The sequence below is a fragment of the Streptococcus sanguinis SK355 genome (assembly GCF_000212855.1).
Classification (GTDB): domain Bacteria; phylum Bacillota; class Bacilli; order Lactobacillales; family Streptococcaceae; genus Streptococcus; species Streptococcus sanguinis_A.
Window position 1 is genome coordinate 700,683 of record NZ_GL890993.1, and the last position, 23,169, is coordinate 723,851.

At 42.9% G+C, this 23,169-nt stretch carries 21 protein-coding genes and 11 tRNA genes; 30 read left to right on the forward strand and 2 right to left on the reverse strand.

The features are described 5' to 3' along the window. Positions 1-3 precede the first annotated feature (3 nt). The 19 genes from HMPREF9389_RS07815 (at position 4) to HMPREF9389_RS12085 (ending at position 8,561) form a co-directional block, all read left to right on the forward strand. Positions 4-74 (forward strand) — tRNA-Gly (locus HMPREF9389_RS07815). A 33-nt stretch (positions 75-107) separates the two neighbouring features. Then, positions 108-181, forward strand: a tRNA-Ile gene (locus HMPREF9389_RS07810). A gap of 15 nt (positions 182-196) precedes the next feature. Beyond that, a tRNA-Glu gene (locus HMPREF9389_RS07805) sits at positions 197-268 on the forward strand. A gap of 7 nt (positions 269-275) precedes the next feature. Continuing rightward, positions 276-365: transfer RNA gene (locus HMPREF9389_RS07800), tRNA-Ser, on the forward strand. Positions 366-384: 19 nt separating this feature from the next. Next, positions 385-458, forward strand: a tRNA-Met gene (locus tag HMPREF9389_RS07795). Between the two features lie 5 nt (positions 459-463). Then, positions 464-536: transfer RNA gene (locus HMPREF9389_RS07790), tRNA-Phe, on the forward strand. 13 nt (positions 537-549) lie between these two features. After that, a tRNA-Tyr gene (locus tag HMPREF9389_RS07785) sits at positions 550-630 on the forward strand. Between the two features lie 8 nt (positions 631-638). Next, positions 639-709: transfer RNA gene (locus HMPREF9389_RS07780), tRNA-Trp, on the forward strand. A 10-nt stretch (positions 710-719) separates the two neighbouring features. Next, positions 720-792: transfer RNA gene (locus tag HMPREF9389_RS07775), tRNA-His, on the forward strand. 13 nt (positions 793-805) lie between these two features. After that, positions 806-877: transfer RNA gene (locus tag HMPREF9389_RS07770), tRNA-Gln, on the forward strand. Positions 878-889: 12 nt separating this feature from the next. Further along, a tRNA-Leu gene (locus HMPREF9389_RS07765) sits at positions 890-973 on the forward strand. A 363-nt stretch (positions 974-1,336) separates the two neighbouring features. Continuing rightward, complete coding sequence (locus HMPREF9389_RS07760) at positions 1,337-1,780, forward strand: zinc-dependent MarR family transcriptional regulator (protein WP_002928813.1); 444 nt, start codon at positions 1,337-1,339, stop codon at positions 1,778-1,780. Then, positions 1,777-2,487: a metal ABC transporter ATP-binding protein gene (locus tag HMPREF9389_RS07755; protein ID WP_002928816.1), complete on the forward strand. Its 711-nt coding sequence runs from the start codon at positions 1,777-1,779 to the stop codon at positions 2,485-2,487. Before HMPREF9389_RS07760 ends, HMPREF9389_RS07755 begins: the two co-directional genes overlap by 4 nt. Beyond that, entirely contained in the window at positions 2,480-3,286 is an 807-nt protein-coding gene (locus HMPREF9389_RS07750) for a metal ABC transporter permease (RefSeq protein WP_002928818.1), read from the forward strand. Before HMPREF9389_RS07755 ends, HMPREF9389_RS07750 begins: the two co-directional genes overlap by 8 nt. A gap of 9 nt (positions 3,287-3,295) precedes the next feature. Continuing rightward, positions 3,296-4,798, forward strand: coding sequence for a zinc ABC transporter substrate-binding protein AdcA (locus HMPREF9389_RS07745; RefSeq protein WP_002928819.1), 1,503 nt, complete (start codon positions 3,296-3,298; stop codon positions 4,796-4,798). 146 nt (positions 4,799-4,944) lie between these two features. Next, on the forward strand, positions 4,945-5,388 hold the full coding sequence (locus HMPREF9389_RS07740) for a CopY/TcrY family copper transport repressor (RefSeq protein ID WP_002928820.1): 444 nt from the start codon (positions 4,945-4,947) through the stop codon (positions 5,386-5,388). Further along, positions 5,388-7,634, forward strand: a complete 2,247-nt coding sequence (locus tag HMPREF9389_RS07735) for a heavy metal translocating P-type ATPase (protein ID WP_002928821.1) — start codon at positions 5,388-5,390, stop codon at positions 7,632-7,634. The genes HMPREF9389_RS07740 and HMPREF9389_RS07735 overlap by 1 nt, the downstream gene beginning before the upstream one ends. A 20-nt stretch (positions 7,635-7,654) precedes the next feature. Beyond that, positions 7,655-7,873, forward strand: coding sequence for a heavy-metal-associated domain-containing protein (locus HMPREF9389_RS07730; RefSeq protein ID WP_002928822.1), 219 nt, complete (start codon positions 7,655-7,657; stop codon positions 7,871-7,873). An 85-nt stretch (positions 7,874-7,958) separates the two neighbouring features. Continuing rightward, on the forward strand, positions 7,959-8,561 hold the full coding sequence (locus tag HMPREF9389_RS12085) for a DUF6287 domain-containing protein (protein WP_002928823.1): 603 nt from the start codon (positions 7,959-7,961) through the stop codon (positions 8,559-8,561). 141 nt (positions 8,562-8,702) lie between these two features. On the opposite strand, the gene HMPREF9389_RS07720 is transcribed toward HMPREF9389_RS12085, so the two are convergent. Together HMPREF9389_RS07720 and HMPREF9389_RS07715 are read right to left on the reverse strand one after the other, a co-directional pair. Then, a complete protein-coding gene (locus tag HMPREF9389_RS07720; RefSeq protein ID WP_002928829.1) occupies positions 8,703-9,275 on the reverse strand; it encodes a TetR/AcrR family transcriptional regulator in 573 nt (190 codons plus the stop codon). 205 nt (positions 9,276-9,480) lie between these two features. Continuing rightward, positions 9,481-10,083, reverse strand: a complete 603-nt coding sequence (locus HMPREF9389_RS07715; RefSeq protein WP_002928832.1) for a TetR/AcrR family transcriptional regulator — start codon at positions 10,081-10,083, stop codon at positions 9,481-9,483. Between the two features lie 341 nt (positions 10,084-10,424). Here HMPREF9389_RS07715 and HMPREF9389_RS07710 point away from each other — a divergent pair, with 341 nt between their 5' ends. The 11 genes from HMPREF9389_RS07710 (at position 10,425) to HMPREF9389_RS07660 (ending at position 23,166) form a co-directional block, all read left to right on the forward strand. Beyond that, the gene (locus HMPREF9389_RS07710) at positions 10,425-11,555 is read left to right on the forward strand and encodes an ABC transporter ATP-binding protein (RefSeq protein ID WP_002928835.1); all 1,131 of its coding nucleotides are present in this window, start codon (positions 10,425-10,427) and stop codon (positions 11,553-11,555) included. 186 nt (positions 11,556-11,741) lie between these two features. Then, on the forward strand, positions 11,742-11,921 hold the full coding sequence (locus tag HMPREF9389_RS07705; RefSeq protein WP_002928838.1) for a hypothetical protein: 180 nt from the start codon (positions 11,742-11,744) through the stop codon (positions 11,919-11,921). A 182-nt stretch (positions 11,922-12,103) separates the two neighbouring features. Beyond that, positions 12,104-13,315, forward strand: a complete 1,212-nt coding sequence (locus tag HMPREF9389_RS07700) for a hypothetical protein (protein WP_002928840.1) — start codon at positions 12,104-12,106, stop codon at positions 13,313-13,315. 182 nt (positions 13,316-13,497) lie between these two features. Next, a complete protein-coding gene (locus HMPREF9389_RS07695) occupies positions 13,498-13,962 on the forward strand; it encodes a hypothetical protein (protein WP_235787852.1) in 465 nt (154 codons plus the stop codon). Positions 13,963-13,969: 7 nt separating this feature from the next. Further along, the gene (locus tag HMPREF9389_RS07690) at positions 13,970-16,822 is read left to right on the forward strand and encodes a TraM recognition domain-containing protein (protein WP_002928844.1); all 2,853 of its coding nucleotides are present in this window, start codon (positions 13,970-13,972) and stop codon (positions 16,820-16,822) included. 25 nt (positions 16,823-16,847) lie between these two features. Beyond that, positions 16,848-17,594 (forward strand): hypothetical protein, encoded by a 747-nt coding sequence (locus HMPREF9389_RS07685; protein WP_002928852.1) that lies wholly within the window; start codon positions 16,848-16,850, stop codon positions 17,592-17,594. Between the two features lie 412 nt (positions 17,595-18,006). Then, the gene (locus tag HMPREF9389_RS07680; RefSeq protein ID WP_002928855.1) at positions 18,007-19,041 is read left to right on the forward strand and encodes a hypothetical protein; all 1,035 of its coding nucleotides are present in this window, start codon (positions 18,007-18,009) and stop codon (positions 19,039-19,041) included. A 90-nt stretch (positions 19,042-19,131) separates the two neighbouring features. Further along, entirely contained in the window at positions 19,132-19,497 is a 366-nt protein-coding gene (locus tag HMPREF9389_RS07675; RefSeq protein ID WP_002896822.1) for a hypothetical protein, read from the forward strand. Then, positions 19,497-21,413 (forward strand): AAA family ATPase, encoded by a 1,917-nt coding sequence (locus HMPREF9389_RS07670; protein ID WP_002928857.1) that lies wholly within the window; start codon positions 19,497-19,499, stop codon positions 21,411-21,413. The genes HMPREF9389_RS07675 and HMPREF9389_RS07670 overlap by 1 nt, the downstream gene beginning before the upstream one ends. Positions 21,414-21,642: 229 nt before the next feature. Beyond that, entirely contained in the window at positions 21,643-21,966 is a 324-nt protein-coding gene (locus tag HMPREF9389_RS07665) for a TrbC/VirB2 family protein (protein WP_002928859.1), read from the forward strand. Positions 21,967-21,969: 3 nt separating this feature from the next. Continuing rightward, a complete protein-coding gene (locus HMPREF9389_RS07660) occupies positions 21,970-23,166 on the forward strand; it encodes a hypothetical protein (protein ID WP_002928861.1) in 1,197 nt (398 codons plus the stop codon). The last annotated feature ends 3 nt before the right edge of the window (positions 23,167-23,169 follow it).

The window sequence follows — 23,169 nt, forward strand, 5'->3', positions numbered from 1 at the left end:
CAAGCGGGTGTAGTTTAGTGGTAAAACTACAGCCTTCCAAGCTGTTGTCGCGAGTTCGATTCTCGTCACCCGCTTTGAACGAAAGTTCATACCAAGTTTTCGAACTTGGGCGCGTAGCTCAGGTGGTTAGAGCGCACGCCTGATAAGCGTGAGGTCGGTGGTTCGAGTCCACTCGTGCCCATTTCAATAGTATTATGGTCCGTTGGTCAAGGGGTTAAGACACCGCCTTTTCACGGCGGTAACACGGGTTCGAATCCCGTACGGACTATATATTCGGAGGATTACCCAAGTCCGGCTGAAGGGAACGGTCTTGAAAACCGTCAGGCGTGTAAAAGCGTGCGTGGGTTCGAATCCCACATCCTCCTTAGGGACGAATAGTAATAACGCGGGATGGAGCAGCTAGGTAGCTCGTCGGGCTCATAACCCGAAGGTCGTAGGTTCAAATCCTGCTCCCGCAATAGTTGGCTCGGTAGCTCAGTTGGTAGAGCAATGGATTGAAGCTCCATGTGTCGGCGGTTCGATTCCGTCTCGCGCCATAATTTTATAATCGGAAGGGTAGCGAAGAGGCTAAACGCGGCGGACTGTAAATCCGCTCCTTCGGGTTCGGGGGTTCGAATCCCTCCCCTTCCATAACCTTTACGGGCATAGTTTAAAGGTAGAACTAAGGTCTCCAAAACCTTCAGTGTGGGTTCAATTCCTACTGCCCGTGTTTAAATATGGCGGGTGTGGTGAAGTGGTTAACACACCAGATTGTGGCTCTGGCATGCGTGGGTTCGATCCCCATCACTCGCCTATTTAATAGTATTGGGGTATAGCCAAGCGGTAAGGCAAGGGACTTTGACTCCCTCATGCGTTGGTTCGAATCCAGCTACCCCAGTTAAAAACTTGAGCCGGCGTGGCGGAATTGGCAGACGCGCTGGACTCAAAATCCAGTGTCCTCACGGACGTGCCGGTTCGACCCCGGCCGCCGGTATAGCTTAAGTTTAGCGAAGCATTTTAGCTTCGTTTTTTTGTTGTCTCTTTAGTATTTATTTTCAAGCTAAAGCGGAAGGTTGAATCGTGATTTTGCTTGTAAATTTATACTCAACTAGTGTAGTGGATATGGAAGAATTTCACTATTAAATGGCTTATAAGATTTAGAATGCTAATAAGAGGCAGCTTGGTTTGTTCCTTTTATTCTCTGATTGAGTTTTATTTAGGGCTTAAGAATCTAATTGTATAATTAAATATTTTTTGTGAAAAGCATCTTACTTTTACTGAAAATTCTTGACTCTTTTCTGTTTTGTGGTATAATTAACCAGTAAAGCTTTAACTGGTTAAGAGAAGGAGGAAAGAAATGACTAATTTAGCGCAGAAGATCGATCAATTTTTAAATGAAGTTATTTTGAAAGCAGAAAATCAGCATGAGATTCTAATTGGTTCTTGCACGAGTGATGTGCCTTTAACCAATACGCAGGAGCATATTTTGATGCTTTTGTCTGAGGAATCTTTGACAAATTCTGATTTGGCAAAAAAACTGAATGTGAGTCAAGCTGCTGTGACTAAGGCTGTGAAATCTTTGGTTCGGCAAGAGATGCTGCAAGCTTTTAAAGATAAGAGAGATGCACGGGTTACCTTTTACCGTTTGACTGAGTTAGCTCAGCCGATTGCAAAGGAACATCAGCATCATCACGCACATACTTTGGAGACGTATCAAAAATTGGCAGAGCAGTTTTCTGCTAGTGAACAGGCGACAATCGCGAAGTTTTTGGAAGCCTTGGTGGGAGAAATCGGCAAATGAGATATATCACAGTGGATAATCTTTCCTTTTACTATGACAAGGAGCCTGTGCTGGAGCATATTCATTATTTTCTAGACAGTGGTGAGTTTGTAACTTTGACGGGGGAAAATGGAGCTGCTAAGACGACGCTTATCAAGGCTAGTTTGGGTATTTTGCAGCCTAAGCATGGGGAAGTGAAGATTTCCAAGACCAATGTGCGAGGCAAGAAATTGCGGATTGCCTACCTTCCTCAGCAGATTGCTAGTTTTAATGCAGGTTTTCCTAGTACGGTATATGAGTTTGTCAAGTCGGGACGTTATCCGCGCAAGGGTTGGTTTCGTCATTTGAATGAGCATGATGAGGAGCATATCAAAGTGAGTCTGGAGTCGGTTGGAATGTGGGAACATCGAGATAAGCGGATTGGTTCTCTCTCTGGCGGGCAAAAGCAGAGAGCTGTGATTGCTCGGATGTTTGCTTCGGATCCGGATATTTTTGTCCTAGATGAGCCGACAACAGGTATGGATGCAGGCAGCAAGGATGAGTTTTACAAGCTCATGCACCATAGTGCTCATCAGCATGGAAAAGCTGTCTTGATGATCACACACGATCCGGAGGAAGTCCGCAAATATGCTGATCGCAACATCCACCTAGTGCGTAATCAGGACTCACCTTGGCGCTGTTTCAATGTGCATGAAAGCGACAATGGACAGGAGGTGAGCCATGCTTAATCTATTTTCCTATGATTTTATGCAGCGAGCCTTCTTGGCAGTTATTGCCATGAGCCTCTTCTCACCGATTCTGGGGACTTTTCTGATTTTACGTCGGCAGAGCCTCATGAGTGACACCCTCAGTCACGTTTCATTGGCAGGTGTAGCTTTTGGTTTGGTTCTTGGGCTGTCACCGACTCTCACAACGGTGCTTGTCGTCATTGCCGCAGCAGTCTTCTTAGAGTATCTGCGGACTATCTATAAGAATTTCATGGAAATCGGGACAGCCATTCTTATGTCAACCGGCTTAGCCATTTCCTTGATTGTTATGAGTAAGGGCAAGAGTTCTAGCTCAATGAGTCTGGACCAGTATCTGTTTGGTTCCATTGTGACTATTAGTACGGAGCAGGTGATTTCTCTCTTTGTCATTGCTGCTGTGGTGCTCGTCTTGACCTTCCTCTTCATTCGCCCCATGTACATCTTGACCTTTGACGAGGATACGGCCTTTGTGGATGGGCTGCCTGTGCGGACCATGTCTATCCTCTTTAATATTGTGACGGGTGTTGCGATTGCCCTCATGATTCCAGCTGCGGGAGCCTTGCTAGTTTCGACCATTATGGTCTTGCCGGCCAGTATTGCTCTGCGGATTGGGAAAAATTTCAAGTCGGTTATTTTGCTGGCAAATGCCATTGGTTTCTTTGGTATGATTGCCGGACTTTATATTTCTTACTATGCAGAGACGCCAGCTAGTGCCAGCATTACGATTATCTTCGTCGGCTTGTTCTTGCTGGTCAATCTGGTCAAAAAATTTATGAAATAGGAGCAGAAAATGAAAAAAATTAGCTTACTATTAGCAGGTTTACTGAGTATTTTCTTAGTAGCTTGTTCTAATCAAAAAAATGCAGATGGCAAGCTCAATATTGTCACGACTTTTTATCCTGTTTATGAGTTTACCAAGCAGGTGGCTGGAGATGAGGCCAATGTTGAACTTCTAATCGGGGCAGGTACAGAGCCGCATGATTATGAGCCTTCAGCTAAGGCAGTTGCGACGATTCAGGATGCAGATGCCTTTGTCTATGAAAATGAAAACATGGAGACTTGGGTTCCAGATACGCTAAAAACTTTGAAAAATAAGGAAGAAACGGTTATCAAGGCGACAGGAGACATGCTCTTGCTGCCTGGCGGTGAAGAGGAAGAAGACCACGACCATGGGGAAGAGGGACATCATCATGCCTATGATCCCCATGTTTGGTTATCTCCGAAGCGGGCTATTAAAATGGTGGAGCACATCCGTGATAGCCTGAGCAAGTCTTATCCTGACAAGAAAGCTGCTTTTGAGAAAAATGCAGCGGCTTATATCAAGAAGCTGGAAGCCTTGGATAAGGAATATGAAGATGGATTGGCCAACGCCAAGCAAAAGAGCTTTGTCACTCAGCATGCAGCCTTTAACTATCTAGCATTGGACTATGGTTTGAAGCAAGTTCCAATTTCTGGCCTTTCACCAGACAGTGAGCCATCCGCTTCACGCTTGGCTGAATTGACCGAGTATATCAAGAAAAATAAGATCAAGTATATCTACTTTGAAGAGAATGCTTCCCAGGCATTGGCTTCCACTTTAGCTAAGGAAACAGGAGTAGAACTTGATGTCTTGAATCCGCTGGAAAGCTTGACCGAAGAACAGACCAAGGACGGAGCAGACTATGTTTCTATCATGCAGGCCAATCTAAAGGCTCTCAAGAAGACAACTGACCAAGAGGGAGCGGAGATTGCAGCTGAGAAAGAAGGAGACGATAAGACAGTCCAAAACGGCTACTTTGAAGACAGTGCCGTCAAGGATCGGACCTTGTCTGACTATGCTGGTGAGTGGCAGTCTGTTTACCCTTATCTGAAAGACGGGACCTTGGATCAAGTCTTTGACTACAAGGCTAAGCTGACTGGAAAAATGACGGCAGCTGAATACAAGGACTACTATGACAAGGGCTACAAGACAGATATTTCCAATATCAATATCACAGACAAGACCATGGAATTTGTGGTAGATGGAAAATCTAAGAAATATACTTATAAATACGTTGGCAAGCACACTCTGACTTACTCTAAGGGAAATCGAGGGGTACGCTTCATGTTTGAAGCGACAGACGAGGATGCTGGTGAGTACAAGTATGTTCAGTTTAGCGATCACAACATTGCACCGACCAAGGCAGCTCATTTCCACATCTTCTATGGCGGCGAGAGCCAGGAAGCACTCTTTGATGAGCTGGAAAACTGGCCAACCTACTATCCAAGTAAGTTGACAGGTCAAGAAATTGCCCAAGAGATGTTGGCGCACTAATATAAAAAAGTAAGAAGACGGGACTATCCCGCCTTCTTTTTTACATTTTTAAAATTAGCGATAAAAATACTTGACAAATTATGATTACAAATGTAAACTAATAAAGAGTTAGATTACATTTGTAAATGATAAGGGAGTGTTAAACAATGGAACAGCAAAATATTAGCCAAGCAGAATGGCAAGTGATGCGTGTGTTATGGGCTTATCCACATAGCCGTAGTACAGAGATTATAGCGCGGTTGGAAGCAGACTTCTCATGGAAGCCCGCAACCATCAAGACCCTTTTGAATCGTCTGAAGACCAAAGAATTTATCGCTATGGAAAAAATAGAGGGTAAGTTTTACTATGATGCTCGGATTTTAGAATCGGATCATCTGGAAAGTACTTTGCAGGCTCTCTTTGATAATATCTGCAACACCAAGCATGGAGAACTGTTGATTTCGATGATTGAGAGAAGTCAGTTCAGCCAAGGGGACTTGGAGCGGCTCAGCCAAGTCATTGATAAGAAAAGGGCTTCAGCTCCGTTAGAAATCAAATGTCACTGTCCGCAAGGTCAGTGTCGGTGCGGGCACGGAAAGGAGGAGCATTGATGAGCGAGAAGAAAGAATACAAACTCTCAGGAATGACCTGTGCATCTTGTGCTATGACAGTTGAGATGGCGGTCAAAGATTTAGAAACGGTTGAGGATGTCAGTGTCAATCTGGCGACAGAACGTCTCAGTTTGCTTCCTAAGGCGGGATTTGACAGCCAGCAAGTGCTGGCTGCTGTAGCCGAGGCTGGTTATCAGGCAGAAGAAAAAGGAAAAGACCGACCGTCCGATGTGAGCGAAGAGGCTGCAATGAAAGCGCAGGAATTGCGAAGGAAGAAGCAAGAATTACTAATTCTTTTGGTTACAGCTCTGCCTTTGCTTTATATCTCTATGGGCAGTATGGTCGGTCTTCCTCTACCTAGCTTTTTGGACCATATGGCGCATCCCTTGGTCTTCGTTCTGTCACAACTTCTTTTGACTCTGCCTGCTGTGTGGATTGGGCGCGGCTTCTATCAGAGAGGATTTCGCAATCTTATCAAGCGACATCCCAATATGGATAGTCTGATTGCAGTGGGAACCAGCGCAGCATTTTTCTACAGTCTCTACTCGGTCAGTCAGGTTTTTCTAGGTTATCATGCCTTTGTTCATCAACTCTATTTTGAGTCGGTTGCAGTGATTATTGCCTTGGTTCTTCTGGGTAAATATCTGGAAAGTTCAGCTAAGGGGAGAACGTCTCAGGCAATTCAGTCTCTGCTTGAGCTAGTGCCTAGTCAGGCGACAGTGATTCGCTATGGAGAGGCTGTGACCATTGATACGGAGGATATCCGAGTTGGAGACATTATCCGTATCAAGCCAGGGGAGCGTATGCCTGTAGATGGCCTTGTGACAGAGGGCCAGACCTTTGTGGATGAGTCCATGATGACTGGTGAAAGTGTCCCGATTGAAAAGAAAGTTGGCGACACTATTACTAGTGCAACAATCAATCAAAATGGTAGTATTGACTACCAAGCAACTAGGGTGGGTTCGGATACGACCTTAGCTCAGATTGTCAGATTGGTGGAGGAAGCGCAGGGTTCTAAGGCGCCGATAGCGGCTTTAGCAGATAAGATTTCGCTTTATTTTGTTCCAATCGTGCTGAGCTTGGCTGCTTTGTCTGCGCTGGGCTGGTATTTTCTAGCTGGTGAGAGTCTTAGCTTTTCTCTGTCAATCTTTATCGCAGTTCTGGTCATTGCCTGCCCTTGTGCGCTGGGATTAGCCACTCCGACAGCCATTATGGTTGGGACTGGTAAAGGGGCTGAAAATGGAATTCTGATTAAGTCTGGACAAGCTTTGGAAGCAGCTTATCAACTGGATACTATTGTTCTTGATAAGACGGGGACGATTACAGTTGGTAAGCCCAGTCTGACGGATCTGCTGCCCTTGAGTGATTTGAATCGGTCTGACTTGTTGCAGCTAATAGCTAGCGCTGAGCAGCATTCTGAGCACCCTTTGGCTCAGGCTATCTTGGAAGCAGCTGAAGAGGAGGAACTTGACTTGCTGCCTGTCATTCATTTTGAGGCCATTGTTGGTCGAGGATTGGCTGCTCAGGTTGAGGACAGACAGCTTCTGGTGGGAAATGAGTCTTTGATGAAAGAAAAGAACATTGACAGCAGTGCTTTTCAAGAACAGTTGTTGGAGCTATCCCAGGAAGGAAAAACAGCCATGTTTGTCGCAATAGATGGACAGCTGGCTGGTATTCTAGCGGTAGCAGATGAGATGAAATCTAGTAGCCTGTCGGCTGTGCAGGAGCTTCAGTCTATGGGGCTAGAAGTCATCATGCTGACAGGAGATCGTGAAGAAACAGCGACAGCTATTGCCCAGAAAGCTGGAATCCAAAAAGTCATCGCAGGTGTATTGCCAGATGGTAAGGTCGCTGCTATCAAGAACTTACAGGAAGCTGGAAAAAAACTAGCCATGGTCGGAGACGGTATCAATGATGCGCCGGCTCTGGTTCAGGCAGATGTGGGAATTGCCATCGGTTCAGGCGCTGATGTAGCTATTGAGTCGGCAGATGTAGTGCTCATGCATAGTGATTTGCAGGATGTAGTCAAGGCTATCAAGCTCAGTCAGGCAACCATCCGTAATATCAAGGAAAATCTCTTCTGGGCTTTTGCCTACAATACACTAGGCATCCCGATTGCTATGGGTCTACTGCATCTTTTCGGCGGTCCCTTGCTCAATCCTATGCTGGCTGGTCTGGCCATGAGCTTGAGCTCAGTGTCAGTAGTGGCCAATGCTCTGCGTCTAGGACGCTTTAAAATGAACTAAATATACGGAGGAATGAATCTATGAAACAAACAGTTCAATTAGAAAACTTATCTTGTCAAAACTGTGTTAAACATGTCACCCAGCACTTCCTATCTATGGAGGGAGTGTCAGATGTGGCGGTAGATCTAGAACAGCAGACAGCCCACGTCACGACTGATAAGCCTTATGGGACAGCTGATTATGAAGTTGCTCTGGCAAAGACAATCTACAGGGTTCTGGATGTGGCAGAAGCTGAATGAATAAAGTCAGTAGCTTTGCGCCTGCCCAGTTGCTAGAATTCTTCTTGTAAAAAGCGATAAAATAATCTATAATGTTACTAATCACATGATTTATCTTACCGTGAGAAAGAGGAGAAAAATGAAGAAAAAAGCTTTACCTTTTTTACTAGCAGGAGCTGCTTTATTAGCTATGACAGCTTGCTCAAAGGGCAGTGCTACGAATCAATCAGAGACGTCTACTAGCAGTACTGGCTCGGTAACAAGTTCTGTGGAGCAGGTATCCAGTCAATCAACTGCAGCAGCAACTTCAGCGGCTAGCAGCACTAGCTCAGAGAGTGCAAGCACAGAAAAAAACAAGGAAAAGAAGGAAGCGATGGACATTTCAGCACTTGCAAATGGCAATTATGCCAGCGTTAAAGGAACCTGGCAGGATGCTTCTGGCAACCAGCTTGTTTTTGATGACAAGGGCTTGGTTTCAAGTGTTTATGAATTGTACGGAGCTTCACTGACAGACTATGGGACTGCTGCTGGCGGTGTCTACGGCGGAGAAAGCGGAGGTTTTCTGATTGAGTTTCTTCCTAAGGGAGTTAAGGTCGCTGACAAGGAAAACTTTACAGACAACTCAGATGCTGGCCAAGATAGAATCTGGACAGGTGTTGGCATGAATAGCTTTGACGAGCAAGGCAGCTTCTATTATCGAGTAGATTAAACGTAGCTTGGCTTTTAGTTTTATAACTTATATATTGAGGAGAGCAGAAAAACATCTGCTCTTTTTTCTTTGGTAGAGTAAGAAATTTTACAGATAAAAAAGCCTGCCTAAATTAGGCGGGCTTCATAATTTTGAGTTGAATTAGGACTCACTATGAGGCATTATAAATTGATCCATAGGGGTTGAAATTACATTCAGGAACAATTTGGCGAAATCCTCTGCAGGCATAGGGTCTTCTTTGATGATCCAAATCTCAATGAGGGAATTAATCCATCTGACGACAATTTCAGTAGCCATCTCTTTCGAAATCCCCAATTTCTTAGAGTCAATTTCTAAATTTTGTACGACCCACTGAGTGAAGAAGGTAGATAGATAGTCACTCCAGAAAGGATCGATAGCTGTAGTGTAGAGCACCTTCATCCATTTCCTATGTTCATAGAGGGTAGGAATCATATGCTTGGCAAAGAAGCAGAATGGATTTTCTCCATTTCCTTCTTCGTAGCTTTCATACAGGGGCAAAAACGGAGCCATAATTGTCTGGCGGATGTATTGGATAATGTCTTCAACATTACTAAAATGCTTTTTATAGATGGCCTGGCGCGATAGACCGGCTTGTTTAGCAATCTCTGAAAAAGTAAAATAAGACTTTTCAGGATTTTGCTCTGCCAGCTCAATTAAGGCATTGACGACTTTGTCTCGAGTATCTTGGGGCATAAGTACCTTCCTTCTTTTATATTAAGTTCTTGCTGGTATGTCTAAAAAAATAGAGCAGACTCCAACAAACTAGTTTACCGTTTGTCAACTAAAATGATAACACTTTATAGAGAAAATGTCCAATTATTTTTAAAATTTAATATAAAAAACCAGTCTTCCCTTACAAGGACTGGTTCTGCCATTTCTCTGCTTTTCTTCTAGTTGGTTATGCGATAACAATTTTGTTTGAAGAACCAGCTGGACTATCATAAGCAGCAAAGCTGGTTAGGGGTGAAGATACAAGGTTGAGAAATGTCTTAGAAAACTGCTTGCAAGGAACGGGGTCATCCTGAGTGATCCAATTCTCGATAAGAGAACTAATCCAGCCGGCCAGCAGTTGATTGGCCAGGTCTTCAGGAATACCTAATTTTTGGTGGTCAAGATTTAGATTCTGCTCGATCCAGTCCTTGTAACTGGCAGTAATAAAATCGCTCCACAGGGGATCGACAGAACTAGTATATAATATTTTAATGCGTTGGCGTTGCTCATAAATAGCGGGAAGAATCGTTTGAGCCAAAAAGGCGAAAGGATCTAAGCCCGCTTCAGAATTGTTGCTATTCCAATTGGGAGCAAAGGCTTGCTTTACCATATCTTGGCGAATGTATTCGATAATTTCAGTAGTGTTATTAAAGTGTCGTTTGTAAATGGCCTGTCTTGACAAACCGGCTTTTTTAGCGATTTCTGTAAAGGTAAAACGCAGCCTGTCTGGCTGTTTATCTGCTAATTCAAAAAATGCATCCAAAATCCTATCTCGTGTATTAAGAGCCATAATTTTATCCCTCCTATACCATTTTACTTTTTCTGTCTGAAATAATCTAGAAAATAGCCCAGAATTTTTACTAAAAAAGTTTACACATTGTTAAATGGAATAATTTATAGATTGCTCTAAGCGCAGCTGGATTGTCACTCCGTAGTAGAAAAAAAGAAGAATAAATTTTAAAGCGGCCTATTGGTCTCTTTTTTGATGGAGAAAATTTTTAAAAATTATGCAAACGTTTTACTAAAAGTGCTTGAAAAAGTAAAAAAAAAACGATATAATGGACAATGTGAAAGCGCTTTGCAAACGAGAGCTTAAAAGAAAATATTTTTAATCAAAAGAAGGGGCTTATTATGGTCGAATTAAATCTGAAAAATATCTATAAAAAATATCCCAACAGCGACCACTACTCAGTGGAAGACTTTAATCTAGATATCAAGGACAAGGAATTTATCGTATTTGTTGGTCCGTCTGGTTGCGGAAAATCAACTACGCTGCGTATGATTGCAGGCTTGGAGGATATTACAGAAGGAACTGCCTCTATTGACGGTACAGTGGTCAATGATGTGGCACCCAAAGACCGTGACATCGCCATGGTCTTCCAGAACTATGCCCTTTATCCGCACATGACTGTCTACGACAACATGGCTTTTGGTCTCAAGCTGCGCAAGTACGGCAAGGAAGATATTGACAAACGGGTCAACGAAGCAGCAGAAATCCTGGGCTTGAAGGAATTCTTGCAGCGTAAGCCAGCTGATTTATCTGGTGGTCAGCGTCAGCGGGTAGCAATGGGACGCGCTATTGTTCGGGATGCAAAGGTTTTCCTGATGGACGAGCCTTTGTCTAACTTGGATGCTAAGTTGCGTGTTTCTATGCGGGCGGAGATTGCTAAGATTCACCGCCGTATCGGGGCAACAACTATTTATGTTACCCACGACCAGACTGAAGCTATGACCTTGGCGGATCGTATCGTTATCATGTCAGCGACCAAGAATCCTGCTGGAACTGGAACGATTGGACGAGTGGAACAGATTGGTACGCCGCAGGAAGTCTACAACAACCCAGTTAACAAGTTCGTTGCCGGCTTCATCGGCAGCCCAGCTATGAACTTCATCCCAGTTAAGCTTGAAGGGAATGAGATTGTAGCAGAAGGGCTGCGCTTGACAGTTCCAGAAGGAGCTCTCAAGGTTCTGCGGGAGAAAGGTTACGAGGGCAAGGAGCTGATCTTCGGTATTCGTCCAGAGGATGTTAATGCAGAAGCTGCTTTCTTGGAAACTTTCCCGAATTCAGTTGTGCATGCCAAGATTTCTGTTTCAGAATTGCTGGGAGCAGAGTCTCATCTCTACTGCCAAGTGGGTTCTAGTGAGTTTGTAGCGCGTGTGGATTCACGGGATTACCTAGAAACTGGTGCAGGTATTGACCTAGGCTTTGACCTCAATAAAGCGCACTTCTTTGATCCAGAGACAGAGAAGACAGTCTATTAATCAGTTGATAAACAAACAACGCAGACAGGCTTGTCTGCGTTGTTTACTGCTTGATGCGTATTGATCATAGATGGGCATAGAGTTGAGAATATGCTATAATTTTAGCAGGAATTGCTTTCAACTACAGGACAAAGCTACTGAATTAGACCTGAAAGTGAAAATACTGTAAGAAATAGGAGGAGCTACATGGGAAGCTCTTGGTATCATTTACTGGGCAATGATTATGTTCGTTTGTTGATTTTGGATCTTGTTTTTACTTTTTATGTGCTGCTTGGCATTCGAAAAAAGCACTTTCCCTATTGGGCATTGCTAGTGCCGAGTCTGACACTTTTTCTAGGCTATCAGATCTGGCGGTTTTTGTGGTAATGTTGTCACTTACTGTTAGATTCAAATAGATGTATAATAGTTTTCTCTAAAGGTTGAGGCAAGCTGTCTCAGCTTTTTTGCTGCAGCAAGATGTCTCTTTTTATCATAAACATTAATAGCTGGATTTTTCTATATAATAGATACTAGTATAAACTCTCATTCTTTGGTATAGAAAGGCTGTTATGAAAAGAATTAAGGAAATTGAACGGACTCACCCTGATGTCAAAAAGGTTGTTAAAAATGGCCTTACGATTGATTCGAAATATGTGGCTAGTCTCTTAGAGACCGATAAAGACTGGCTGGAGACGGCTGATAGGATTCCTCGTAGTCTGGAAGGCTATGCTAATGCAGTTGGACGGAATTTCAATCGCCATGACATTGGCAACAAGGCCAAGGAAACGGCGGCTCTTTCATCTATCATTTCTTGTCGCGCAGTAGGAATCATAGACTCTGCGAAGCATGTGTCAGAAAGTCAGGGACAGGTCTTTTTTGAAGATATTGTCATCTGTCGGCCAACCAAGAAAGAATATCAGGGGCTGACGATTTATGTGCCTCAGCATATCGCTGGCTTCTACCAACCTGCCGATCTGAGACGGATGGTTGGTCAGGTTTTTCCAGTTAAGATTATTGACTTGAAGCAGGTTGTTTTTGCTAAACGTTACGATGTCTTTAAAAAACAGGAAGAGCAACCGCTTGAAAATAAATATGTGGCTCTGGGTGACATTAATATCGCAGAGTACCTGCTCAACAGTCAAGTGTTACAGGAATTGGAAGAAGGTGGAGATCACTCGCCTATCCATGATGTGCAAAAGGGCATGATTAACTATATTTCTGACAATGGTGTTTTTGTGCTGACCGCCAATCTGGAACGGGTTTTTATTCCCAACAAACTTTTTAGCTATCGTTATCATTCGCGCATTTTGAAGACAGAAGATTATGCAGCTATCGGAGAGTTGGTGGATTTCAAATTTTTGCGCGGCCGTTATGAACAGGCGGACGACAAACGACAACGCCTAGGAATTGAGGGGAACTCCCCCAACTTAGTTGGAGAGCGACTTTCTTTGGAAAAAGATCCGGAAGCGGTTGTCAGAGATTTTATTGATGCTGGCCCGGGAACAGTTGCTTCGGGCTATATCACAGACTTCAACGAAATCAAGGGGCATTATTTTGAAATGGACGGAGCTTATGGTTACCCAGTTCGGTTGGTAGCCAATGAACGTTTGACACCTCAACTTTTTCAGAGAAAGCAGAAAATATCAGTGGTTCTGCGTCAAGGCAGTTATGAGACGGTCACAGACAAAGCGGGGAAATCTTATCTGAAAATTCGAGCTACTGTTGTTTATAACTCAACGTTTAGTGAGCATGCTGGCTTGGAGGATTTCTTTGACAGGTAGAATGGCGGCGGAACGAGATGAAATGATAAATATTTCGTTCCTCTCGCTTTTTCATCTCGGCTTGTATCTACAAGCAATCCTCTGCTATTGAGCAAGTGGTTGGGATGGCAGGAAGCTTTTGCTATAACAAGGTGAGGCTGAAACATGATTTTCTCAGCCTCTTTTAGAAAAGGAGCAGCAAGTTGGACTCAACTTTTTTAAATCATATTATGTACTATGTGATTATTGTTGCTGAAATTATTATCGGACTAGCCATTATCATATCCGGAATTGGTTGGGTAGTTGGCGATCAGACCAACAATGTCGAACGAAAACGGAAGTCTGGGCTGGCCTTCCTGATTTCGGTGTCATTGTTTTATATTTTTCGCTTTGGCTCTATCGCAGTTCTAGCTCTGCTCTTTTCAAAGGGGAGTTTGCCTGGAATGGAGGAAAAGAGTTTGGTTTATTTGCTGCGTATTCTGCAGGTTTTGGTTCTAGCTCTGGTACCGACTTTTTCCATTATTCAGCACTATATCTATCGTTATCAATATTTGATTATTGAGCGGGAAGAGAGCCGACAGCGTCAGCGTCTGTATTTTTACGTCGCTTTTGCAATGACGGCCGGTATTGTTGGCTTATTAGAGATTATGATTGGGTTGGTGAAGTGAGGTTTTCATGCTATTTTTACTTTCAAAATTACCTTATAAACTAAAAGGGCATCGAAGTGTTGATTATGTGATCTTTTTGCTGAGAAAGGTGATTTGGGCACTTTTCCTTTTTGGTGCTGCTAGTCTTACAGGAGTCATGCTGCTGGCTGTCATGAGAAAGCAAGTTAGTTTTGGCTTGTTTCTATTTCTGTTTATTATTCTCTTTTTGTCCGTCTTCCTGTCTCTTTATCTAGGGCTGTGGCACACGAATCTGACTAGCCGCCAACGCTACCTGCTGTTTAAAGAAAGGAAAGATTTCAAAGAAAATGATCGCAGTCAGACTATGCGACGTTATATTTTTCTATCCTTTCTATCAGCTCTGATATCCAGCATAGATATTATTGTTTTGACTTTGAATAATTATATCATTGCCATGCTCAATCAGATGTATGTGGCTGCCAGCGACTTTCTCAAAGAAGGGAATACCTATTTTGACTATAAAACTCTATCGCCACTGATTGGTAATCAATTTTGGAATACTTTGCTTTTGATTGCACCAGTTTTTCTCTTTGTCTATCTGCTCTATAACTCCTACAGCAGTGAGATTGTTGTCTATGATGATATGATGAAGCGGTGGTTGAAAAAACGCTTCTTTAAGCATAAGAAAGTGACTCATTTATTTAACGATTTGGACAGAGACGGCGATGCCTATATCCGTTTGGGACGCAATTCGGACATTGGTGATGATGTTATTCTCAAAACGGATGTCAGACGCTTGCACACAGCAGGGTTTGGTCCGATAGGCTCTGGTAAGTCTGTTGCCATTGCTAAGCCGACCATTGTTCAGGACGCCCGCAATGTGACTGTTTATCTGCGAGAATATGCCAAGTTTATCCAGGAGCAGGATCAGCAGATTGCAGCTTTGGGTATTTCTGACGAGCAAACTTTGTTGGAGACTAAGCGAGATTTCTATGAAAAATGGTATGAGAAAGGTTTGGGCAAGCAGTTAATCAACGGTTTCTATGTCAATGAGCCTTCAGGTGACTTGATTCATGATGCGGAGGATATTATCAAGCGAACCGGATTTCCGGAAGAGATGATCTGGCTGGTTGATCCGACTAAGGAAGACACTGATGGAATTAATATCTTTGATGCAGAGACAAATACAGCCGCAGGTCTGACTTCGGATTTGATACGTAATTTCGCGGATGAAGGTGGTAGCAGCGGTGGAAATACTTTCTTTAAAAATGCAGAGCAAGCCTATGTCCGCAATCTGGTCTTCATGCTGAAATCTACATCTCGGATTGAAAATAGCTATCTGGATGTGAATCTTAATGGCGGATCCCCAACCCTCAGCGAGTTTTATGATTTGCTGGAAATTCCTTCTCTGGTCATCAAGCGCTTAAAGCTCTTTAAAGTGTATCGAGATGCCAGTGAGCGAGAGTTCCAACGACTCTATGAAAGACCTTATCAGGAGCTCTACAATCTTGAAAAGGAAGAATTTGTCAAACAAGGTGGTCTCCCATCTCGCTTTGATTCCCATATGTCTCCTAAGTTGCGCAAGGCGTTTAATCAAAAACGAGATGCTGAGTCTAAAAATAAAATCATCAATACGACCTACCATTACTTTGCGGATGCTTATAAAGAAGACCCGCGGACGGGTGTTGAGTACATCACCCACGATGCTAATATTGAAGGTATGAAAAATACCATTCGTAAACTGGCTTCTTCTGACTTGGTGCGACGGATTTTCTTCTCCCAGTCTACCAAGGATATTGATATTCTTCTGAAAACGGGGGGCTTTCTATTGGTCAATACAGCCCGTGGTCCTGTAGACGATGACAGCTCCCGTATGATTGGTCAGATTACGGATATGATTGTGCAGAAAGGGGTTCTCAGACGGAATTCTAGCACGTTGGATCCATTCTTTTCCATTATCGAAGATGAGTACGGCTGGGTGACAACACCCAATACCGAGCGCTTCCTCAATCAATGCCGCAAGTATAATACGGCAGTGCTGGGTCTTTACCAGAATTATGAGCAGATTGAGGCTAGCTTGGGAGCTTCAGATACGGCTGCTCTGCTCAACTCTTATCGGAATATTTTTGTTTTCCAAGGTAGTTCCAATAAGTCAACAGAAACTATCGTAGAGCGGGCCGGAACGGAAAAGAAGGTCAGTCGGATGACCAATAAAGGCAGCGTAGATATGTTGGCAGGCAATGACAACAATGCTTCATCTTACCGAGAGGAAATTGCAGAGGAAGATGTGACTAATAGCTCTGAGCTCTTCCGCTTGGAAAAATTCCAGTTTGCTGGAGTTCATGTCATTGATGATGAAGAGAGCGAGCTAGTCAAGGTTACGCCGACACCATCCTTTGAGCTTCCGATTTTCAAGGATCCTAACTACAAGGCGCCATTTAATATAGAGGAAAATGAAGAAGATCGCCGTGCTTACGAAATTTGGAAAGAGCAGGTCGAGCGCTATTATGTTGAGCGCCATTCGGAAGGTGTCATTCCTTTTGACCGCTTTACACCAGAAGAGCAGCGTATTATTCTTGGATTAGATGAGGAACATAAGTCTCTAGAAAAACCTAGAAAAAACAAAGCTAAGCGCTCGTCTGAAGGAGGAAAACAATCAGCTGCGTCCAAGAGCAGTGACCATAAAGGGAAGTCCCGGTCAGCAGTTCAGAAAAGCAGTCAAGAAAGCGGTTTATCCGACCGACCAGTTGAGCCTGCTTCGGCTCAGCCGTCTAGTTCAGAGTCGGCTGCTAATTCTACATCAGATGCTCAGAGCAAGGATGATGCTCCAAGTATTGAGGCATTCTCTGAGGCTGCAAAACCACATGTTTCCAAAAAGTATAATCCGATGATGGACGATTAAATATTCATAATAGAAGGAGCCTCTTATGACAACTGAACCCCAGTCAAGCTTAACTAAGAAAGAGGATATTGCTGTTCTAGGTGGCTTTATTCTTACCCTTTGCTTTGCCTGGTTTTTATGGCAATATCGAATCAATATCGGTCACAGACTTATTTGGTCGTCCGTTCTCTCCCTTTCCTTTCCTTTTTTCTATCTGATTTTTGCCTACCATTACCTCGTTTCTAGGACTTCTGCAAGGCTGCCTCTTCTTTTTGGGAAGAAATATAGCCAGGCCAGTGATATGAAACTTTCTCTTGCTTGTCTGTGTTTTGTCTTTTTACTCTTGCTTTTAGGTGGTGTGGTAAGTAGCTTCTTTTCCAATCAGTTTAGTTTTGATAAGACCATCTTCATCCATAAAGATAGCCAGCAAGCCAAGCAGATTTTTAGTATGGAAGCTGGAAGCTATTCCGAGTTGCTTGAGAAGATAGAGAGTAAAGATAAGCGGGTTATTCTGTTTTATAAGCTTGCCTGCAGAAAGTGTCAGCGCGCTGTTCCTGAACTTTTAGCGCAAGTTCAAGACCAGGATAAGATTCTTTTTATTGATATATCCTCAGAGGCAGGGGGAAAGGCAGCACAGCGTTATGGTGTAGATCAGGCCGCGACGGCCATGGTCTGGGGAGATAGGGGTTACAAGCTCTATAGTCTGGCGACTAAGGAAGACGATGAGCGAATCACTCTTAATCAAGCTGAGTTAGACTATGTGGTTCAGATTCTTAATATAGACAACAAGTAGAAGTACGTTTTCTTTTCTGCAGGAAGTTCAGCCCTTTCAGAAACGAGTGTTTTGCTAAGTGCAGACTAGGTTACCTACTTTTTATCATAAACTAGAAGAAGGTAGAGTTATGATATACTGATGATACCGGCAAGCAACAATTCCTTTTTTAACTTTTTTCTAATTGGGAGCAGTGTTGATGACTGCTGTTTGTTGGTATCTCCTAAATAAGGTTTTACGACACCTTATTTACTTTAAATCTTTTTATTTGGAGGAGCTGGGGGAAGCCTTATTCTCAGCTCTTCTAGTTTTTTGTTTTGTAAGATGAAACAAAAAGTAACTTGCTTGAAGAATAGAGACGGTCAGCTTTTGCGGCTGTCTTTTTCTTTTTATCATAAACATTTATCTTGTTTTTTTGGGCTATAATACAGACATGGACAATAAAAAGAATAATAACGATGCTTTGGATGTATTTATTGAGAAATATATCGTTGGAAATGCAGTCGTTCAGACCTTGAAACGTAGGGCTATCCTAAGGAAATTTTTAACTTTTTTAGTTCTGATATCAATGTGGCTCTTTTTGCTAATCAATGCTTATTTGTCTCCTCAGCGGATTGAGTATACAGAGGCGCAGCTAGCTACGAGCCGAGACTTTGAAAATGATTCTGGGCGTATTATGCTGACTAAGCAGGTCTATTCAGAAAAAAATGGCATCCTGCTCCTGGAATTTGAGACATCGGATTATACTTCTTCTATTGCTAAAGGTATCAATGCCAAGAACTTAGAGTGGATGCTCTATGCCAAAAAGCAGGGTGAGGATACTAAGATGGAGGTTATTCCTCTAGCTAACCATAAAATTGATGTCATTGTCAGAAATGTTCCAGAGGATTTTGAAGCCATCGCCCTTAATATTACCAATAAGACAATGGCTAACAAAGATGTAGATGTTGATATTGAAGAGTATAACGATATCACTTCCAGCGAAACACGCTATTCATCTAAAAAGAAAAAGAAAAAAACGGATACGGCAGAGCTGAGCAATGAAGTGCAGTTCATGGTGGCTGCTCAGAGTGATAAACTTAAACATGCCTATCTGCAGGATTTGTCTCGGGAAAAGTTTGCTCTCAATGCTTTTGAAGAGGAAAAGAAATTCCAGATGAAGCAAATTGAGAAACTCCAGAAAGCCATTGAAAAGTTGGAAGCTTCCATTGAGGAAAATAGGACGACACTGGAAGATTTAGAGCGGTCAGGCCAGTATCTGGTTGGCAGTAATTTGACCGAAAATCAAGAGAAGATTGAAAATGTTGAAAAAGAAATCAACGGGAAGCAGATGAAGATTAATCAGGCTAAGGATAATATTTCTACCCTGCAGAATGCTGTTGATGCGCTGGATCGCTCCATGCAAGAAGTCCATGACGGGACTTATCAGTTTAATGCACCAATTACTTCAGTTGAGATGGATTTTTAAGAAAAAGGGAACTAGGACTAGCTGCTTCTGGCTAGCCTAGTCTCTGTTTATGCTAGCTCAACTGCAAGGAAAAAGTTAAAGGAGAATCTTATGTCAGAAGAAAACAACTATGAGAACCGTCCCTATGGTTTTCCGCGAGATCTTTTTGCGTCTGTCAAACTTTACGGCATCCGCCTTTTCAGTTTGCTCTTTGTATTTGGGGCTCCAATTCTTGCTATGCAGTTCACAGGCAGTGGGAAAGTCTTTCCTAAGCAACAAGCGGTTGAATACATCAGTTTCGTTGTGCTGACTTTTATCATTGCTCTTTATCTGATGTTCCCTTTTAACGGCGGAAAAAACAATCTTCATGCGATTAGGATTTTCTTAACGCGTCGACGTAAAAGATACCAATCCATTGACCGTATGAGGAGCAAGGAAGTCGCTAAAACAGAAAAGAGAGGGATAGGTAGAAGATAATGTTACAGACTGAAAAACTGCAGCAAAAAGAAGAATACCAAGAAAAAATCATGCCCGATACCTTGAAATTCCAAGACTCAGTGTCAATTGAGGAAGAGGAGAGCTTAACACCTTATCTGGATAAATACACAGAGAATGTTACTGAAAAGATTCGCAAGAAGATTGACAATTTTACAGTTTTTGGCCGGGATAAAGAGGTAGAGCAAGTCATTGTATCTCTTCTGCGGCAGACTAAAAACTCCCCTATCTTAGTCGGAGAAGCCGGGACCGGTAAAACAGCGATTGTGGACGGATTGGTGGTAGAAATTCTAAAAGGCAATGTCCCAGATGAGTTTAAGCATGTAACAGTTCGTTCCTTGGAGTTGTCTAATATCTCCAGCAAGTCAGATGGAGAGGACATGGTTTCGCGGCTCAAGCGGATTATTGAGGAGTTAAAGGTAACCAAGGGTGAAAATATCCTCTTTATTGATGAGGTCCATACCATTGTTGGAGCCGGTGGTGCCGGCAGTATGTTGGATGCCGGAAATGTTATCAAGCCGCCTTTGGCGCGTGGGGAAATTCAGATGATTTCTGCGACGACCTACGAAGAATACCAAAGTTCCATCGAAACCGATAAGGCTTTGGAGCGGCGGGTCCAGATGGTACCAGTCGAGGAGCCTACTGAAGACCAAGCTATTTTTATCCTTGGGAACATTCGTCGGCGTTTTGAAAAAGAAAGGAATATCACCATCACGGACGATGCAGTAGAGCAGGCTGTTCGGTTGGCTGTCCGTTACATTCCTGAGCGTTTTCTGCCTGATAAGGCTATTGACCTGCTGGATGATGCGACCGCTCAGGCTTATTTTGAGAAGCGCAAGGTAGTTGATATTGAAGATATTGCCCGCGTTATCCAGAAAATGAAGAAGATTCCAGTTACAACCATTCTGAAGGATGACTCAGAGAGGCTGATGAACTTCACTGATGAGCTGAAGAAGTATGTAAAAGGTCAGGATTTTGCAGTTTCACAGGTGGCTAATACCATTTATATCTCAAAAGAAGGTTTTCAACGGCCTAATAAACCTCTGGGAAGCTTTCTCTTTCTAGGAACAACTGGAGTTGGGAAAACAGAGTTGGCTAAAGCCCTAGCCAAGATTCTTTTTGACAATGTTGATGCTATGATACGGATTGACTGTTCCGAGTATTCCTCTAAAGGTGACAAGGATAAGCTGATTGGTAAAAACATTGTTGGCTCTAAAGGTCTCCTAACGGAGCCGGTAAAAAACAATCCTTATTCCGTAGTTCTTCTGGATGAGTTGGAGAAGGCCCACCCAGACATCTACGATATTCTCCTACAGGTGTTGGATGAAGGTCACTTGACGACAGGGACAGGGCGCAAGATTAACTTTAAAAATACTATCGTGATTGCGACAACCAACTCAGGTGCTGATGAAATCAAAAAGACCTACGCTAACGAGGGTAACTTCGGAGAGATGACTGACCTAGCTTATGAAGGTTTTATGAATCGGATTGTAGAAGAACTAAGTCTGACCTTCCGGCCTGAGTTCATCAACCGTTTTGGGAACAAGGTAGTCTTCAATATGTTGACAGCTGATATCATTGAGGCTATCGTAGATTTGGCTTGGAAGAAAGAAGAAAAACGGTTGGCTGAGCAAAAGGTCTATCTTCAATATGAAGACAAGGCGGAATTTTATGATTTTCTGCGTTCCAAGGGAACCAGTGTAGAAAATGGTGCTCGTCCTTTGGAGCGTCTGATTCAGGATCGGGTGACCGGTCCCATCGCTGAGAAGCTTTTTCTGTTGCAACGTCGAGGTGCCAAGTACAATGTTCTAATCAAAGTCATTGGAGAGGCACCGGATGGTATTTTTCACCATATTGACAAGCGGACACTGGATTTTGAAGCTACGAAAGTGGAGTAATCAGTTATCCCAAGCAGACTTTAATCTTTTGATTGGCTGATTAAGAGGTTCGTTGCTTTAGGTTGAATTGCAGATAAAAATCTATTTTGCTTTTGCATGAGCTTGTATTTTCTAAAAGAGAATCAGATAAATCTTTTGGGAAAATCTTCATTTCTCTTTATGATACAGCGAAACCGATATGCAACTAGGCTATAATAAAGCATGATAAATAAGAAAAGGAGATACTACCTTGAAAAATCTTAAAGTTAAACAAAAATGGCTAGCAGTGATGACTGCCCTCGCTACATTTCTGACTTCTAGTCCAGTTTTTGCAGGCGGGAAGAACCCGTTTGATTCAGTCAATCAGGGAGCAGATAAGGCGACGCAAAATTTTACTGCCCTTGGTTTTACTATTGCCGTTGCTATGTTGGTTGTAGCTGGTATTGGTCTGATGTTATCACAAAAGATGCGTGAATGGGCTAAAGGGCATATTGTTTATGTAATCATCGGTGTTGTTGTCATTGTCCTTGCCAGTCAAGCCGTTCCATTTATTCAGCAAATGTTTGGTGGTTAATCTATGGCAGGATTTGGTTTAGGAAAAGGAGGAGTTATCAAAGACTCCTCATTTGTTTATATTGAATGGGAAGGCAAAGACTCTCCCAAGCACAATGCAGCGATTAAGGATTTAATTGAAGATCTTGACGAAGAGCATTTTCTAGACACTGGAACCATGGAGGACAGTCTGCCTTATCTGACTTTTCTTCAGGCGGAGGTTCTTTTTCGTGCCTTGCGGGATCAATTTGGGGATTTTACTTTTGCTAAGGTCTCTCTGGCTAATAACGAAAGCGGCAAGCCCTCTATTGAAGATGAACCCAGTATCAGCCCTTTTCTGATTGATCATACTTATGATAATCTGATGACCAAGCTGATGGAAGCTTCCTTGCGCGATCCCCGTTTCAAAGAATACACTTATGATGACTTGGCTCTTTATTTTACGGATAAAGAAAATGGGATTTTAAGAACATATGCGGAAAGTCTGGGCTTATCTCAGGCAGATCTCCCTTATTTTCCTATTGAGTCGGACGTGCAGGGAGCCCTGCAAAGAGCTAGTTCTAAAAAGATTAGAAATAAAGGAGTATCTGAAATGGGAGAACAAAATCCGCTCTTGAGCAAGATTGCTCTGGGGCTTGGGATAGCAGGTTTGTTGATTGGCCTTGTAGGTGTCGTTATTGGTATCATGGGTAATAACAAGCGAGCAGAGCTAGAGGCTCAGACCGCTTATCTTTATCAAGAGCAGCAAAACATCCAAAAACTTCAAGCAAAAGAGCATGCAGCGGATGTGTTTGGACGTTTCTTTATTCCAAATTACTATTCTGGAAATAAGGAAGCGCTCAACCCTTTCCTCTCTTCTGGCGATGCCAAATATACTCAGCCAGAGCAGGCTCAGGTTATCAGTAATCTACTGGAAAGTGTCAAATTGGAAAAAGATGGTTCTTTTACCTTGACTTATGTGATTACTTTTTCGACAGCTGAAGGAGTCAATAAAATCAAACGCCTTTCATTTGGTATTAAAGAAGATAGCAAGGCTGAATATGGTTTCTTGATTACTTCTGAACCTGTCACCAGTATCTATATCAGTGAGAAAAAAGCTGATGAAGAAAATTCAGAGAAGCAGTCGGAAGAAGGCGATAAAAAACCTGAAACAGAAGGCAGCTCAGAGCAATCCCAGCCGTCTGAATCCAGTCAAGCCTCTTCCTCCGAAGAAGGGAAGTGATAT

Excerpts from the sequence above, each read along its gene's own strand:
- HMPREF9389_RS07760 (WP_002928813.1), top strand. The coding sequence starts at position 1,337 with ATGACTAATTTAGCGCAGAAGATCGATCAATTTTTAAATGAAGTTATT.
- HMPREF9389_RS07755 (WP_002928816.1), top strand. The coding sequence starts at position 1,777 with ATGAGATATATCACAGTGGATAATCTTTCCTTTTACTATGACAAGGAG.
- HMPREF9389_RS07750 (WP_002928818.1), top strand. The coding sequence starts at position 2,480 with ATGCTTAATCTATTTTCCTATGATTTTATGCAGCGAGCCTTCTTGGCA.
- HMPREF9389_RS07745 (WP_002928819.1), top strand. The coding sequence starts at position 3,296 with ATGAAAAAAATTAGCTTACTATTAGCAGGTTTACTGAGTATTTTCTTA.
- HMPREF9389_RS07740 (WP_002928820.1), top strand. The coding sequence starts at position 4,945 with ATGGAACAGCAAAATATTAGCCAAGCAGAATGGCAAGTGATGCGTGTG.
- HMPREF9389_RS07735 (WP_002928821.1), top strand. The coding sequence starts at position 5,388 with ATGAGCGAGAAGAAAGAATACAAACTCTCAGGAATGACCTGTGCATCT.
- HMPREF9389_RS07730 (WP_002928822.1), top strand. The coding sequence starts at position 7,655 with ATGAAACAAACAGTTCAATTAGAAAACTTATCTTGTCAAAACTGTGTT.
- HMPREF9389_RS12085 (WP_002928823.1), top strand. The coding sequence starts at position 7,959 with ATGATTTATCTTACCGTGAGAAAGAGGAGAAAAATGAAGAAAAAAGCT.
- HMPREF9389_RS07720 (WP_002928829.1), bottom strand. The coding sequence starts at position 9,275 with ATGCCCCAAGATACTCGAGACAAAGTCGTCAATGCCTTAATTGAGCTG.
- HMPREF9389_RS07715 (WP_002928832.1), bottom strand. The coding sequence starts at position 10,083 with ATGGCTCTTAATACACGAGATAGGATTTTGGATGCATTTTTTGAATTA.
- HMPREF9389_RS07710 (WP_002928835.1), top strand. The coding sequence starts at position 10,425 with ATGGTCGAATTAAATCTGAAAAATATCTATAAAAAATATCCCAACAGC.
- HMPREF9389_RS07705 (WP_002928838.1), top strand. The coding sequence starts at position 11,742 with ATGGGAAGCTCTTGGTATCATTTACTGGGCAATGATTATGTTCGTTTG.
- HMPREF9389_RS07700 (WP_002928840.1), top strand. The coding sequence starts at position 12,104 with ATGAAAAGAATTAAGGAAATTGAACGGACTCACCCTGATGTCAAAAAG.
- HMPREF9389_RS07690 (WP_002928844.1), top strand. The coding sequence starts at position 13,970 with ATGCTATTTTTACTTTCAAAATTACCTTATAAACTAAAAGGGCATCGA.
- HMPREF9389_RS07685 (WP_002928852.1), top strand. The coding sequence starts at position 16,848 with ATGACAACTGAACCCCAGTCAAGCTTAACTAAGAAAGAGGATATTGCT.
- HMPREF9389_RS07680 (WP_002928855.1), top strand. The coding sequence starts at position 18,007 with ATGGACAATAAAAAGAATAATAACGATGCTTTGGATGTATTTATTGAG.
- HMPREF9389_RS07675 (WP_002896822.1), top strand. The coding sequence starts at position 19,132 with ATGTCAGAAGAAAACAACTATGAGAACCGTCCCTATGGTTTTCCGCGA.
- HMPREF9389_RS07670 (WP_002928857.1), top strand. The coding sequence starts at position 19,497 with ATGTTACAGACTGAAAAACTGCAGCAAAAAGAAGAATACCAAGAAAAA.
- HMPREF9389_RS07660 (WP_002928861.1), top strand. The coding sequence starts at position 21,970 with ATGGCAGGATTTGGTTTAGGAAAAGGAGGAGTTATCAAAGACTCCTCA.